This window comes from Serratia sp. HNCC26DJ206, from assembly GCF_057180605.1.
Genome location: NZ_JBXUGP010000008.1, coordinates 63428 through 77372 on the forward strand (window position 1 = coordinate 63428; position 13945 = coordinate 77372).

Consider the following 13945-nt stretch of genomic DNA (forward strand, 5'->3'; position numbering starts at 1 on the left):
ATCCGCTCGATCATCTTCAGGACATCCGTTTCCTGCTGATGTAATAACTGATAAAGCCATCGGAGGCGCTCATGTTGAGTATTTTTAAGCCAGCCGCACACATTTCCCGTGTGCCAGTCGATAAGGTAGATCCGCTCTACCGTAAGCTGCGCTGGCAAATTTTTATGGGGATTTTCTTCGGTTACGCCGCCTACTATCTGGTGCGTAAAAACTTCACCCTGGCAATGCCGTATCTGATCGAGCAAGGTTTCAGCCGTGGGGACCTGGGCTTTGCGCTATCAGGGATCTCCATCGCTTATGGCTTCTCCAAGTTCATCATGGGGTCGGTTTCCGACCGTTCTAACCCACGCGTATTCCTGCCCGCAGGCCTGATCCTGTCAGCCGCAGTCATGCTGTTTATGGGCTTTGTGCCTTGGGCCACCTCCAGCATTGCGGTGATGTTTGTGCTGCTGTTCCTGTGTGGCTGGTTCCAGGGCATGGGTTGGCCACCGTGTGGCCGCACTATGGTGCACTGGTGGTCGCAGAAAGAGCGCGGCAGTATCGTTTCGGTGTGGAACTGTGCCCATAACGTGGGTGGTGGCCTGCCGCCGCTGCTGTTCCTGCTGGGGATGGCGTGGTTCAACGACTGGAAAGCGGCGCTGTATATGCCAGCCTTCGGTGCGATCCTGGTGGCGATGATCGCCTTTGCTCTGATGCGTGATACCCCGCAATCCTGCGGTTTACCGCCGATCGAAGAGTACAAAAACGACTACCCGGATGACTACAGCGATAAAGCAGAAGAAGAACTGACTGCCAAGCAGATCTTCATGCAGTACGTCCTGCCGAACAAGCTGTTGTGGTATATCGCCATCGCCAACGTTTTTGTCTACCTGTTGCGTTACGGCATCCTCGACTGGTCGCCGACCTACCTGAAAGAAGTCAAACACTTCGCGCTGGATAAATCATCCTGGGCCTATTTCCTGTACGAATACGCCGGTATTCCAGGCACGCTGCTGTGCGGTTGGATGTCGGATAAGGTATTCAAAGGTAACCGTGGTGCCACCGGGGTGTTCTTCATGGTACTGGTCACCATCGCCACCATCATTTACTGGCTGAACCCGGTGGGTAATCCAGGCATCGATATGGCCTGTATGATCACCATCGGCTTCCTGATTTACGGCCCGGTCATGCTGATCGGCCTGCATGCGCTGGAGTTGGCACCGAAAAAAGCAGCGGGTACCGCGGCGGGCTTTACCGGTCTGTTCGGCTATCTGGGTGGCTCCGTTGCCGCCAGCGCCATCGTCGGTTACACCGTAGACTATTTCGGTTGGGACGGCGGCTTTATGGTGATGATCGGCGGCAGCATCGGCGCAGTCATCCTGCTGTTGTTAACCATGATCAGCGAGAAGAAGCATCACGCTGATATCGCAGCAAAACGCGGTTAACTGTCACAATACTTTTGCATAATTTAAAGGTCGCTCTCTGCGGCCTTTTTACTTACCTCTGCCTATAAAATGGAGATTATAGAATGCGAATGAGAACTCAAACCAAAGCCCTGCTAATAGGGATCATTCTCGCCACTTCAATGCTCAGCGTTGCGCAGGCTGCGGATAAGCTGGTCATCGCCCACCGTGGTGCCAGCGGTTACCTGCCTGAGCACACGCTGCCTGCCAAGGCGATGGCCTACGCCCAAGGCGCGGACTATCTGGAGCAGGACGTGGTCATGACCAAGGACGACAAACTGATCGTCCTGCACGATCACTTCCTTGACCGCGTGACCGATGTGGCGCAGAAGTTCCCAGACCGCAAGCGTAAAGATGGCCGCTATTACGCCATCGACTTCACCCTGGCCGAGATCCAGTCGCTGAAGTTCACCGAGGAGTTTTTGGTGAAAGACGGCGTGCAGCAGCAGAAATTCCCTAACCGCTTCCCAATGTGGAAATCGGATTTCCGCATCCACACGCTGCAAGATGAGATTGAGATGATTCAGGGGATGAATCACTCAACCGGCAAGGATATTGGCATCTACGTGGAAACCAAGGCGCCTTGGTTCCACAAAATCGAAGGCAAAGATATCTCCAAAGCCGTGCTGGAAGTGCTGAAATCCTACGGTTACACCAAAAAAGACGACAAAGCTTACCTGCAAAGCTTTGATGCGCCGGATTTAGAGCGGGTGAAAAAAGAGCTGTTACCGGCGATGAACATGGACATCAAACTGGTACAGCTGATCACCAATACCGGCGATCAGAAGGTGAGCGAAACGATGGTGATCCACCCGGACGGCAGCCTGACGCCGTACAGCTACGACTGGATGTATGAACCCGGCGCTGCCGCCAAGCTGGCTAAATATGCCGATGGCATTGGCCCATGGTATCCAATGATTGTGAAAAGCACCTCAACCCCTGGTCACATTGAGCTGACCACCTTGGCGAAAGAGGCTAAGCAGCAGGGCTTGCAGATCCACCCTTACACCTTCCGTGCCGATCCGGGCCAGGTTCCTGCCTACGCCAAGGATTTCAACGATATGCTGAAAATTTTCTACATTGATGCAGGCGTTGATGGCCTGTTCACCGACTTCCCAGACAAAGGCGTACAGTTCCTGCAACAGCACAAGTTACACAAGTAACCTCAACCAGCCCCGCCCATTCGGGTGGGGCTTCTCAAGTAGCCAATCCCCAGAACCTTGAAAGCCGACCGGTATAATGGAAGGATACGGATCATGGTTATTAACGAGGGGATAGTTTATGGATCGCTCGGTCTTATTGCAGCATCTTAAAACGTCATGTTATGCCCTATCGGCCATTGTGCTGACCGGCTGGGTCACCGACGCGCTGAATGAAGGGCTGATCTTCAAAATGGTATTACGCTTTTTCCGCCCAGACGACGTTGAGCGTTACTCCCATCCGTTTAGTGACCTCGTCAGTTTCCTGATTTGGTTTATCCCATTACTCTTTACGACGCTGTTACTGTTATTTGCCTCGGTAATGACCTTGCATCACGTCAAAAAACCGCACCTTTACCAGATCGCTAAAAGAAAACCGCTGCTCTACTGCCCGCAGGTGGTGGGTTCCCCGCTGCTGGAGCATTTACCCTCATTCTTGCAAACTTACCGGGCAGCCGAGAAATTATCACTGCTGATTCCGGAATCCTTGCAGCAGGAATATAGAGCTACGCTGGCAAGTATGGCGGGGAGCAGAAATTATGAAATCCACCCGCTCAAAGAGCACGACGATCTGCAAAAAATAACCTTAGAGATGGAGCAGTGGATCAAAAAAGCAGTGAAAAACCAGCAGCACGAAAATCATACGCCGCTGTTGTTTGATATTACCTACGCCTCAGCGGCCCACAGCAGCGCCGCTTTATTTTGCAGTTTGGATCAGGATATGGAGCTCATTCAAGCCGCTCCTGATGGAACACTCTATTCGTACGATTTAGTCTGCAAAATTCAGGAATAAACCGCTTTCACAATTGGCCATGCAACCGGGCGCGGAACGAAGGTGCCAGCAGGTAATCCATACACCAGCGGCTGACCTTGCCCATGCCATCGGAACGAGCGGCTAAAAAGATCTGCGTGGCATGCTTATGTTCCTGCATTGACTTTTTGACTAACGAACCGCAGTTCAACAGCGGCAAAGCCAGATGGTGCGGCACATAGCCAATGCCCACATTACGCTGGATAAGCTCAATGGCGGTGGCAAAATCAGGCACAAACATCGGTTTTTGCCCCTCCAGCAGCCACGCCTGCTGCGGCACAAAATTGACTGCGGTGTCGCGGATGCACAGCGCCGGATAGTGCCGCAGTTCATTGTTCTGTAAGGGCAGCACCTGGGTGGCCAGCGGATGCTCTGGCCCGACGACGAAATCCCATTCCAGGTGGCCTATCGACTCACTGATAATCCCCTCGGTGCTGGGCACCACATGCGGCGCGCCAATCACCAGGTTGGCCCGTTTGCCATACAGCGCATCCCAGCAGCCGTTATACACTTCGGTATCAATGGTCAGCCGGGTAGAGGGGAACATCGCTTCAAAGTCACAGACAAGCTCCACGATCGCCGAACGGGGGATAATATTGTTCACCGCGATTGTCAGTTCCTGCTCCACACCGCCGTGAATCAGGGCGGTATTGCGCTGTAGCGCGTCCAAATCATTGAGAATGGTTTTGCTGTGTTCGACAAAGTACTCACCCGCCGGGGTGAGTTCGATATAACGGCCTTTGCGCAGGAAGAGTTCAACGCCAAAGCTCTCCTCTAGCTTTTTCACCGTATAGCTGATCGCGGAAGGGACTTTATTCAGGTGCTCAGCGGCGGTAGTAATGCTCTGGTATTTGGCAACCAGATGGATGACCCGCAATGTTTCGTCGGAGATAAACATAATGATTCCCTGAAGCAGCCTAGAGAGGAAACTGCCAGCTTACGTGCTGGCAGCATATTCACTATGTTCGATTATACCTGAGTATTATTTTTGCGTACCGATCCGGCTTAACAGCGCATAACCCACGCAGGCCACCAGGATCGAGTCCACCGAAGGAATGGTGGTCAGGGTAAACATCCCTTTCACCGTCATAAAACCCACTGCCGAGCCCGCAGCCCAGGCCACAAACGTCAGCAGCTTGATCTGCGGTTCTGCCGCCAGCACCGCTTCCTGATAGCCCTGACGGCGATAGAGGAAGAAGTCGGCAATATAGATACCGGCCACCGGCGGGGTAGCGATCCCCAGGAACAGCAGGAACGGAATAAACCAGCTCATGATATCCATACTGCCAACAATCGCCGACAGCACGCCCAGCGCCAGGGTGATCTGCCATTTCGGGAAACGGGTCAGTAACGTTGAAACCACCAAGGTGCCCTGGAACATATTACCCGCGTTGCCGGTGATACAGGCAAACACCAGCAACAACGCCGCCGGTAATACCGAACCAAATACCGCCATCGCCGCCAGCAGCGACCCTTGCCCGCTCAATGCGCTCGGGGTGGCTCCCACCCAATACAGCAGAGGGTAAGCAATGAGAAAGGTGATCAACGCGCCGATCAGCGCATGCTTGCGGTTATGCACGAAGCTGCCAAAGTCCGGCAAGGTTGCCACCAGCACAATGATCGTCCCCACCACGGTAGACACCGCCACGCCAATGTCCATACTGCCAGCGCGTTGTGCCAGCTCCGCCTCGCCGTGCGTCGCCACATACAGGATGTAGCACAGTACCAGTGCGATAATCGGCACCGCGATCTGCGCCACTTTGCCGAGTACGGCAAAACCGAAGGCGGTGGACGCCACGAAAATACAGCAGCCTATAGCCACCAGCAGCGGCGTTGGCAGATCCATACCACGCTGCGCCAGCAGATCGTGCACCGAATGACCGAACATATTGGCGGTCACCGCAATCCAGCCAAACAGGCTGATCGCCATCAGAATGTTGATAGCCACCGCGCCGCGTTCGCCGAAGGGATACTTCACAATGCCGTAGGTCGGCAAACGGGCTTTTTCACCCACGCTGATGGTGATGGCGGCCAACACGGCCAGAATAATCCCCCCTAAGCCCACCACGGTGGTCAGCTCTGAACGGGATAGCTGGTTGCCGAGGCTGGAAGAAGAGAGCAACACCGGGGTAACCGCAATCCCCAGTAAGATCATCGCAATATGAAAGCCGGATGCGGTACTGACGCTTTCATCCGTTTTACGCATAAATTACTCCTATGGAGTCTTGTATCAGGAGGTCCCGCCAGCGCACATCAGTGCCACTGGTGGGGCATAGCCTGAAGAGCTAGAAACTCATTCTGTGAAGGTTTCGCCGGTATACTGTCGCCAGCCGCCGCACTCGGTAATTTCCTTTTGCCCGGCCACCAGCCAAGGTTCTGCCAGCACACCCAGCACTTCGCTGCCGTCGAGTAGCTTCACCTTGCCGATCGACAGCCCAGCCGGTTCACTCAGCAGCAGGGTAGCGAACGACGCCATCGGCAGCTCCCAGATTTCCAGCGCTACCGAAACGCCGCCTTCCATCACCCGGATCATGCCGGGGTGACGATCGTTAATACTCCACAGCCGATAGTGGGCATCGGTCTGATCTTCACGAACAAAAACCCCGCCTGCTGCGGTCATGTTGCCGTTCAGTTCCAGGCCGCGCATCAAGGTGCCATTCACGGCCACCAAAGTAGTCTGACTCATCGTGTTAATTCCTTAATTGTTATGACGTAATCCAAGTACCGGTCTGGTGATTCAGGGCCGCCTTAATGGCTTGCGGGCTGGTGATTAGCCCTTGGCCGTTCTTGCCCTGCTGCTGACTGCGGGTGACAAAACCCAAGATGGCTTCGACTTTCGGCTGCATGCTGCCAGCACCAAACTGCCCCTGTTGCAGTAATTCCTGCGCCTGTTCAATGCTCAGCGTATCCAGCCATTGCTGCTGCGGAGTGCCGAAATTGATAGCAACCTGTTCAACACCGGTTGGGATCATCAGCAGGTCCGCACCGAGCTGTTCTGCCAGCAATGCCGAGGCGAGATCTTTGTCGATCACCGCTTCCACACCTTGCAGTTGTTGGTGTTCATCGCGGATCACCGGGATCCCGCCGCCGCCGCAGGCGATCACGATGCAGCCCTGGGCCAGCAGTTGGCCGATCACCTCACGCTCGATGATCTCCAGCGGCTCAGGGGAAGGCACCGTGCGGCGCCAGCCGCGGCCCGCGTCTTCCATCACCGTCCAGCCCAGCTTCTGCTGGCGATCCAGCGCTGTTTGCCGATCGAAGAATGCCCCCACCGGCTTGCTGGGGTGCTGAAATGCGGCATCATCAATGCTGACCAGGGTTTGTGTTACCAGCGCCACTACCGGCCGCTGGATCCCCCGGCGTTGCAGTTCGTTATGCAGGGCTTTCTGGAACATGTAGCCAATCGCGCCCTGGGTATCGCCCACCGCATAGTCCAGCGGTACCGGTGCCACTTCTTCCGCCGCCAGCTCGGAACGACGCAGGATAAACCCGACCTGCGGCCCGTTGCCGTGGGTCAGCACCAGATCCCAACCGGCTTCGATCATCTCGACAACGTGCCCAACGGTTTCCATCACCGCCTGATACTGATCGGGAATGCTGTTTTGCCGATCGTTCTGAATCAACGCATTACCGCCTACGGCAACCACGGCTAAAGGCTTGCTCATGCTGTTTCTCCCGCAGGCAGTGACTGAGCCAACGCCTGAATAGCATCGACGAAACAAGGCATCGGCGCGGTGGTAATGCCTGCGCCAATCTGCCCAACCCCTGCCTGTTTGTGGGCGATACCGGTATTGATCACCGGCAGGATCTGGCGATCGGCCACTTTACGTGCATCGATCCCCGCCGCCGTCGGCGCAAAATTGAGCGCAGGCAAGGTAAAGGCCGGGTTAGCACCGACGGTAATCGCTTGCATACGGCGGCTGTTATTGGTGGCATCGGCCGGTGTACCGCCGACAAACTTGACGATGGCCGGTGATGACGCCATGGCAAAGCCACCCACGCCTGCGGTTTCCGTAATCGCGCTGTCGCCGAGATCGGCCGCCGCATCCTCTACGCCGTAACCGGGGAAGAACAACCCTTCCACCGCGTTGGCCGGAGCCTGGAACCAGCGATCGCCGGTGCCGGAAAGGCGGATGCCGAAATTAACGCCGTTACGCGCCATCACGGTGACCATCGAGCTGTATGGCACGCCGGTCGCGGCATCCATCATCGCTTTACAGGCGGCCATCGACAGGTTGAGGAAGAAGTGATCGTTGCCGGTAATAAACGCCACTACGTTTTGCAGCGTGATCAGCGGCAGGTTGCAGGCCAACAATGCAGGCACCAGGCGCTTGATCAGCAATCCGGTCGCCGCAGCGTTACGGTTGTGAACCTCGTCGCCCATGTGCAGCGCCTGCGCCATCAGCGGTTTCAGTTCCAACTCGCCAATCTGACGCACGGCGGCTTTCAGCGCCGGTGCCAGTTCTTGCTGCATCCAGCGCAGCCGTTGCAGCACTTCCTCATTGTTGGCACCAAAGCGCAGCACTTTGCCCAGGCCTTCGTTGAAGTTGCTGAACGCGCGCTGGCCGTTGGTTTTGTTTTCAATTACCCACAGCGGCATCGATGGGCTGATAATCCCCGCCATTGGCCCAACCGCCTGATGATGGTGGCAAGGCTCCAGTTCCACAGCGCCTTCGGCGATCAGGCGCTCGGCGGCCTGATGGTCGGCAGCCCAGCCTTCAAACAGGACCGCGCCCACGATCGCGCCTTTTACCGGGCCACACATATCCTGCCAGGCGATCGGCGGGCCGGAGTGCAGGATCAGCTTACGCTGGGCCATGGCTGTGATGGCTTCTGCGGCACTCATCACGTCGATCAGTACCGGTTGGGCACTCAGATAGCGTTCGAAAGCAATCTGGTTAGCCTGCTCCACCAACGGGTGGCGAATCAGCGCCGCCAGATCCAGCCCGGCCTGCACGTCGCCCAGAGCGGGCGGTTGCCAGTTCAGCGCAACCACGTCGCCGTTGGCCTGTTTCAGGTTATCGGCAAAACCGGCCAGCCCGGCATTCACTACTTTCAGTGGCTGCTGGAATAATGGATTCATGCTTTTTCTCCGTTTTTCTCTGCCTGAATGCGGGCAATCAGGCTGGCCCACATGGCCGCTTCAGCGTTGCAACCTGCAACCAGTACGCCAGCCTGACGCAGGGCAGTAATCTGGCGTGAACGTTGTTGTGGATCGGCCTCGGTGCCGCAAACATGGGCAATCAGCAACGGCCTGGATTCGTTATAGCTTTGGCTCAACAGGGCGAGCAGTTCGGTCGCTGGCTCAGCCGCTGCGCCATAGCCCAGCACTAGATCAAACAGCACCACGGCGGTATCGGCATCGTTCAGTTCCGCCACCACGCGCTGGTTGCGCAGGGTAGGATCGATCATCGGATGCGGCCTGCCGCGGGTGAAATCGTCGTCGCCCATGTCGATCAGCGTATGGCCTTGGCTGCACCAGATATCCGCCAGCTTGGTATTGCCTTTTACCGGCGTATTGGATGCCGCGCTAAATCCTTGTTGCTGGCACAGTAACTGGCTTTCATAGCAGAAGGTGCCACCGGCAAATACGCCGCGAATGGCGTGGCGGGTGGCGGGCAAGCAGGCGCTGGCGTTTTGCAGCATCTCGCGATCTTCAGTTGATATGGCGGTGACCGAGGCCGGTGATGGTGTGCCGTTAGCCAGCGCTACCGCAAGCCCGGCGGCGTCTGCCAGCGTAGCCGCAGCGGTGATCCCCGGGCGGGTAACCTCTTCCGGCACAGCACCCAGGAAGTTGACCACCACCGGTTTGCCGCAGGCTTGTGCCTGTTCCAGAATACGTTCGGCCACCGGGCGTGCCGGTGGCTTGGAGATCAAAACAATCACCTGCGTTGCCGGATCGGCCGCCAGCGCCTGCAAGCCGTGCAGCATCGAGATGCCGCCGATCTCTTCATGCAAATCGTGGCCACCGGTGCCAATCGCCTGAGAAATGCCTGCGCCCAGTTGGTCGATGCGGCAGGTCACTTCCTGTACGCCCGTGCCTGACGCACCAACGATGCCGATCGTTCCGGGTTTTACTACGTTGGCAAATCCCAGCGGCAGGCCGTTGATGATCGCAGTGCCGCAGTCCGGGCCCATCACCAAACGGTTCTTGCTCTGGGCCAGCAGTTTGATCTGCTTTTCCTGCTCTAGGCTGACGTTATCGCTGAACAGCATCACGTTCATATCCAGGTGCAGGGCTTTAATCGCCTCGGCTGCCGCGTAATCACCGGGTACGGAGATCAGCGCCAGATTGATATCAGGCTGTTGCTCGGCGGCCATTTCCAGGCTTACCAACTGTGGCGCGCGCACGCCTTCGCCGCTGCTTTCTGCGGGTTTACTGTTCAGGCGCTGATGCGCCAGTTCCAGCGCGGCAACGCAGGCCGCCTCTTCCCCGCGCACGGCAATGATCAGATCGTTCGGCCCGGCCTGACAGCCGTTATCCAAACCGGCATCGCGCAGTTGGGCCAGATTGGTGGCGGTTCCCATCACCACCGAGGCTTGCTCAATACCGGGGAGTTGGCTGATTTGCGCCGAAATCTGCATCAGCGATACGGAATCCTGATAGAGATTGGCAAAAACTTTATGCATTACACTCATAGCGGTTACCTGTACGAGATCTGCCCACCGGTTAACAGCAGGCAAAAGGGTTCCCTGCTGAAAAGGGCTTTTCAGCATGTTGAAATTAATCGGTTCATCTTGCAGGGCTTAGAGCGCGCTTCTTAACGTCCTCAAACCGTGTAACAACCCGGCCAAACAATCCACGCCAGAAGAGGCGCCAAACTGCATCACCTGCTGCGCTGCCACCTGGATTTGGGTGGCAGCCGCCTCGGTGCCCAACAACAGCATCAAATCACAGATCGGCTGCGAAACGTGGCCTTCTAACGCGCGTGCCAGATAATGGCGGCTGATGTCGTTGGTGCGTGATAGCTGGCTGCCAATAATGCTGCGCAGCGTAGCGTCGTGCGTAGCGATGGCAGGGTGCTGCCGCCACGGCCACAGTGCCGTCAGATATCCCAATAAATAGTCATCACCGTCCGGCGTCAGCCCGCGCCCAAAGCCAATCAGCGCAGTGACTTCTGCCGTCAGTTGCGCGGGGCTATCGGTAATCTCCAGCTTTACCGCCCGTGCGCATGGCTCCATATCGGGTAACAGTTGCAGATCGCTTTCAATCTGCTGCTGTTGGCAATATTGGCTCAGTTGGCTGGCAAGCTGGGCGTAATAACGCAATACGCTCGAAAGCAAAGGGGCAAACTCACCCGACAACCAGCGCTGTGGATGCCAGCAGATACTCCCGCTCAGTACGATGCCCCAGCGTTCATTCTGCAAGGTCCCGCGATCGAACCGGACGCTTTGCCCTGCCTGCATGTGGTAACGCCAGTCCCAATTGCCAGGAAGCGCAATACGGATCGCATCCGGCAGATTCTGGTTATCGCGGCTCAGGATCGAGAGCAAATAACCGTCGGGGTGGCGCAGGTTCAATGAGCGTTGAAAGCCGCTATGCACCTGGAGTTGATCCCCTTCTACCAACCTGCTGGCAGCCAGATAGCCCACAGAAAGCACCGGGAAAATCATTGGCTGCCCCATGCCGCTTAGCTCTGCAAGCCATCCACAATGGCAGAAGCATCGCTGACCCAGCCGAAGATAGCGCCCTGCGCTTTGATCATCTCTAAAGCGTATTTCTGGAATTCCGGGAAGTAAGAGCCGACGCAGTCCTGCGGAATAATGCACTCGTAGCCACGGTCATTGGCTTCGCGCACGGTAGTATTCACGCAAACCTCGGTGGTGACACCGCACACGATCAGCGTCTTGATGCCGTGATTTTGCAGGATCAGATGCAGATCGGTCTGGTAAAACGCGCCTTTCCCCGGTTTGTCGATCACCGGTTCACCGGCCTGCGGATAGAGTTCAGGAATGATGTCGTGGCCCGCTTCACCGCGCACCAGAATGCGCCCCATTGGCCCATGAGTGCCGATAAAGGTTTGCCCACCGCGTGTCAGTTTGGCTGGAGGGCAATCGCTCAGATCGGCACGGTGGCCTTCGCGGGTATGAATCACCAATAGCCCCTGACGGCGCGCGGCGTCCAGCACTCGCTTGCAAGGCTCGATAGCGCTACGGACGAAAGAGACATCATTACCCAGCGCTTCACCAAAGCCGCCCGGTTCAACAAAGTCTTTTTGCATGTCGATCATTACCAGCGCGGTGCTGCCAATCTCAAACGGCAGGGCAAAAGGTTCTGCGTGAAAAGTTTTCTGTGTCATGAGCATCTCCTGATTCGTTATGTTTCGGCCTGAAGGCCGATAATCTTGAGGATCTGCCTTGAGTATAAGGAGCGCGGGGAGACATAACAGATAAACGATTTCGCGGGCAGCGACGAAAATTTTGCAGCGGGATAAATACCCATACAATAAATGTGAGATAACCAGAGGGCTGGCTTTCAGCTGCAATTAGATTGATGCAGCAATGAGGTTTGTATCAAAAAAATCGTTGATGGAATGTGAGCTGAGTCGCTGAGGCAGCGAGAGTGGGCGCAGCAGGCTGCGCCCCAACAAGTTACGACAGGAACATTTTGCGCAGGTAATGTGGCACCGCATCATCGGCGTTAGAGCCGATCACTTCCAGCTCCGGCAAGGTATCTTTCAGCCGCTGGTGAGCACCACGCATGATGCAACCTTTGCCTGCCATCGCCAGCATTTCCAGATCGTTCATGCCGTCGCCGAAGGCAATACACTCTTTCAACGAATAGCCGATGATCTTGGCCACCTCTTCCAGCGCATGGCCTTTCGACACTCCGCCCGCCATCACTTCCAGGCAGGTCGGCAACGAGAAGCTGACGTTGACCCGATCGCCCCAGCGCGCGTTGATGGCATCTTCCAATGGCTGTAATTTATCGTGATCGTCACAGGTGAAATACACCTTGCACACCCCGTCGGTTTCCAGCAGGCCCGGCTCAAACAGCTGATATTTAAACACGGATTCGCGGAAAAACTCTTCCTGCTCTGGACTTTCACGGTTCATGAACCAGTCGTCGTTGCGGTAGACGTTGGTCAGGATTTCCTGATTGTCATGCATCATGGTGTAGAGATCGTGGGCGATATCTTCGTCCAGATTATGGCTGAAGATCAGTTCACCTGCGGTGTTGTGCACCCGCGCACCGTTGGAGGTGATCATAAAAGCGCTGATCCCGAGATTATCGCGGATCTGAGAAACGTCGATATGGTGGCGGCCGGTGGCGAAAACAAAGTGTACGCCGCGCTGTGTCAGCAGCTTCAGCGTCTCTTTGGCATAGGGCGTCAGGGTATGGTCAGGAGACAGCAGTGTGCCATCTAAATCGGAAGCGACAACGTGATACATAGCGATATGTTCTAACCTCTAGTGGTGTTTTCGGCAGCAGCAGTGCCGCCTAAGTGCTGGGCAAAGAAGTGCAGGATTGCGTTCAGTGCCTCGGCGCGCATCGCGTCCCGTTCAAACAGGATCTCATGGCGTGCGCCTTTGATAACCCACGGTTTACCCCCTTCACAAGGATGCCCCGCGTCTGACATTGCCTGACAAAAAGCCGAATGGGAACGGTTGTCGACCACCCGATCCTCACCAGCCTGCAATAATAAAATCGGTGTGGTTATTTTAGCTGCCTGAGCAATGATTTGCCGCCCGGCATGAATACTTTCTCGTACCCAGTGATAAGTTGGCCCACCCACCTGGAGTTCAGGGTAATCGGCATAATAGCGCAAACTGCGGCGATAACGCTCGCGGCTATGGGTCAAGGCATTCACCACATAGGGCAACGGCCGCCATTGGCCGGTGCCGACGGCATAATAGTCACGCAGCGTCGGGCGCTTTTCCGCCCAATTCAAAATACGATTCGCCATCCAGCGCGGCATCGGCAGGTAAATACCGAACATCGGCGCGCATAATGCTGCGGCGGCAAAAGCCTGGGGTTCACGCGCCAGAAACTGCGCCATGATTGCGCCGCCCATCGAGTGCGCCAAAGCCAGATGCTGTTGATAACCGTGCGGCAGCACTTGTTGCTGGTAAAAACGGGCAAAATCGTCAACGTAATCGGCAAAGTTTACCACATGACCACGGTGTGAATCTGCCAGCATGCGCCCGGAGCGCCCTTGTCCACGATGATCGATAATCATCACGTCATAACCGCTGTGGAACAGATCGTAGGCCACTTCCGGGTACTTAATGTAGCTCTCGATACGCCCAGGGCTGACTACCACCACGCGCTGGTGCTGCGGCGAACTGAAGCGCACAAAACGGATCGGCACGTCGCCCACGCCGAGGAACTCGCCCTCTTCGCGCCGCCGCCAAAAATCCAGCAATGGCCCGGTAGCAAAAGCAGAAAACTGTTTTTCGCGGCTTAACCATTCAGTGGAACTGAAAGTGGATGACGTCATCGAATGCCTTTTCACGGGGTATTTTGCGGTATCAACATACAAGGAATAGTA

Annotated in this window: 13 protein-coding genes; 3 read left to right on the top strand and 10 right to left on the bottom strand. The window is 56.1% G+C overall.

The features are described from left to right. Positions 1 to 71: 71 nt before the first annotated feature. The 3 genes from glpT to AC2A1E_RS07165 all read left to right on the top strand — a co-directional run bounded on the left by glpT (position 72) and on the right by AC2A1E_RS07165 (position 3434). Complete coding sequence (glpT, locus tag AC2A1E_RS07155) at positions 72 to 1424, top strand: glycerol-3-phosphate transporter (protein ID WP_484383176.1); 1353 nt, start codon at positions 72 to 74, stop codon at positions 1422 to 1424. Between the two features lie 89 nt (positions 1425 to 1513). After that, a complete protein-coding gene (gene glpQ / locus AC2A1E_RS07160) occupies positions 1514 to 2605 on the top strand; it encodes a glycerophosphodiester phosphodiesterase (protein ID WP_484383248.1) in 1092 nt (363 codons plus the stop codon). Positions 2606 to 2723: 118 nt separating this feature from the next. Next, on the top strand, positions 2724 to 3434 hold the full coding sequence (locus tag AC2A1E_RS07165; protein WP_484383177.1) for a hypothetical protein: 711 nt from the start codon (positions 2724 to 2726) through the stop codon (positions 3432 to 3434). A 7-nt stretch (positions 3435 to 3441) separates the two neighbouring features. Here the strand turns inward: AC2A1E_RS07165 and AC2A1E_RS07170 are convergent, their stop codons facing one another. The 10 genes from AC2A1E_RS07170 to pldB form a co-directional block, all read right to left on the bottom strand. Next, positions 3442 to 4350 carry a LysR substrate-binding domain-containing protein gene (locus AC2A1E_RS07170; protein WP_484383178.1) on the bottom strand — a complete coding sequence of 303 codons (909 nt, stop codon included), beginning with the start codon at positions 4348 to 4350 and terminating at the stop codon, positions 3442 to 3444. 84 nt (positions 4351 to 4434) lie between these two features. Continuing rightward, a complete protein-coding gene (locus AC2A1E_RS07175; protein WP_484383179.1) occupies positions 4435 to 5658 on the bottom strand; it encodes a cytosine permease in 1224 nt (407 codons plus the stop codon). 87 nt (positions 5659 to 5745) lie between these two features. Next, positions 5746 to 6138 (bottom strand): allophanate hydrolase-related protein, encoded by a 393-nt coding sequence (locus AC2A1E_RS07180; RefSeq protein ID WP_484383180.1) that lies wholly within the window; start codon positions 6136 to 6138, stop codon positions 5746 to 5748. A 19-nt stretch (positions 6139 to 6157) separates the two neighbouring features. Next, positions 6158 to 7117, bottom strand: coding sequence for a carbamate kinase (gene arcC / locus AC2A1E_RS07185; protein WP_484383181.1), 960 nt, complete (start codon positions 7115 to 7117; stop codon positions 6158 to 6160). Further along, positions 7114 to 8535 carry a YlbE family protein gene (locus AC2A1E_RS07190; RefSeq protein ID WP_484383182.1) on the bottom strand — a complete coding sequence of 474 codons (1422 nt, stop codon included), beginning with the start codon at positions 8533 to 8535 and terminating at the stop codon, positions 7114 to 7116. Before AC2A1E_RS07190 ends, arcC begins: the two co-directional genes overlap by 4 nt. Then, entirely contained in the window at positions 8532 to 10091 is a 1560-nt protein-coding gene (gene fdrA, locus AC2A1E_RS07195; protein ID WP_484383183.1) for an acyl-CoA synthetase FdrA, read from the bottom strand. Before fdrA ends, AC2A1E_RS07190 begins: the two co-directional genes overlap by 4 nt. 108 nt (positions 10092 to 10199) lie before the next feature. Then, positions 10200 to 11066 carry an oxamate carbamoyltransferase subunit AllH family protein gene (locus AC2A1E_RS07200; protein ID WP_484383184.1) on the bottom strand — a complete coding sequence of 289 codons (867 nt, stop codon included), beginning with the start codon at positions 11064 to 11066 and terminating at the stop codon, positions 10200 to 10202. Between the two features lie 17 nt (positions 11067 to 11083). After that, complete coding sequence (locus AC2A1E_RS07205; RefSeq protein ID WP_459400854.1) at positions 11084 to 11752, bottom strand: cysteine hydrolase family protein; 669 nt, start codon at positions 11750 to 11752, stop codon at positions 11084 to 11086. A gap of 292 nt (positions 11753 to 12044) precedes the next feature. Beyond that, the gene (yigL, locus tag AC2A1E_RS07210) at positions 12045 to 12845 is read right to left on the bottom strand and encodes a sugar/pyridoxal phosphate phosphatase YigL (RefSeq protein WP_484383185.1); all 801 of its coding nucleotides are present in this window, start codon (positions 12843 to 12845) and stop codon (positions 12045 to 12047) included. Between the two features lie 11 nt (positions 12846 to 12856). Beyond that, positions 12857 to 13894, bottom strand: coding sequence for a lysophospholipase L2 (gene pldB, locus AC2A1E_RS07215; RefSeq protein WP_484383186.1), 1038 nt, complete (start codon positions 13892 to 13894; stop codon positions 12857 to 12859). Positions 13895 to 13945 lie beyond the last annotated feature (51 nt).

Bases quoted from the DNA above. Each gene is read 5' to 3' on its own strand.
- yigL (WP_484383185.1), bottom strand. From the start codon at position 12,845: ATGTATCACGTTGTCGCTTCCGATTTAGATGGCACACTGCTGTCTCCT.
- pldB (WP_484383186.1), bottom strand. From the start codon at position 13,894: ATGACGTCATCCACTTTCAGTTCCACTGAATGGTTAAGCCGCGAAAAA.
- arcC (WP_484383181.1), bottom strand. From the start codon at position 7,117: ATGAGCAAGCCTTTAGCCGTGGTTGCCGTAGGCGGTAATGCGTTGATT.
- AC2A1E_RS07175 (WP_484383179.1), bottom strand. From the start codon at position 5,658: ATGCGTAAAACGGATGAAAGCGTCAGTACCGCATCCGGCTTTCATATT.
- glpT (WP_484383176.1), top strand. From the start codon at position 72: ATGTTGAGTATTTTTAAGCCAGCCGCACACATTTCCCGTGTGCCAGTC.
- AC2A1E_RS07200 (WP_484383184.1), bottom strand. From the start codon at position 11,066: ATGATTTTCCCGGTGCTTTCTGTGGGCTATCTGGCTGCCAGCAGGTTG.
- fdrA (WP_484383183.1), bottom strand. From the start codon at position 10,091: ATGAGTGTAATGCATAAAGTTTTTGCCAATCTCTATCAGGATTCCGTA.
- AC2A1E_RS07165 (WP_484383177.1), top strand. From the start codon at position 2,724: ATGGATCGCTCGGTCTTATTGCAGCATCTTAAAACGTCATGTTATGCC.
- glpQ (WP_484383248.1), top strand. From the start codon at position 1,514: ATGAGAACTCAAACCAAAGCCCTGCTAATAGGGATCATTCTCGCCACT.
- AC2A1E_RS07205 (WP_459400854.1), bottom strand. From the start codon at position 11,752: ATGACACAGAAAACTTTTCACGCAGAACCTTTTGCCCTGCCGTTTGAG.
- AC2A1E_RS07180 (WP_484383180.1), bottom strand. From the start codon at position 6,138: ATGAGTCAGACTACTTTGGTGGCCGTGAATGGCACCTTGATGCGCGGC.
- AC2A1E_RS07170 (WP_484383178.1), bottom strand. From the start codon at position 4,350: ATGTTTATCTCCGACGAAACATTGCGGGTCATCCATCTGGTTGCCAAA.
- AC2A1E_RS07190 (WP_484383182.1), bottom strand. From the start codon at position 8,535: ATGAATCCATTATTCCAGCAGCCACTGAAAGTAGTGAATGCCGGGCTG.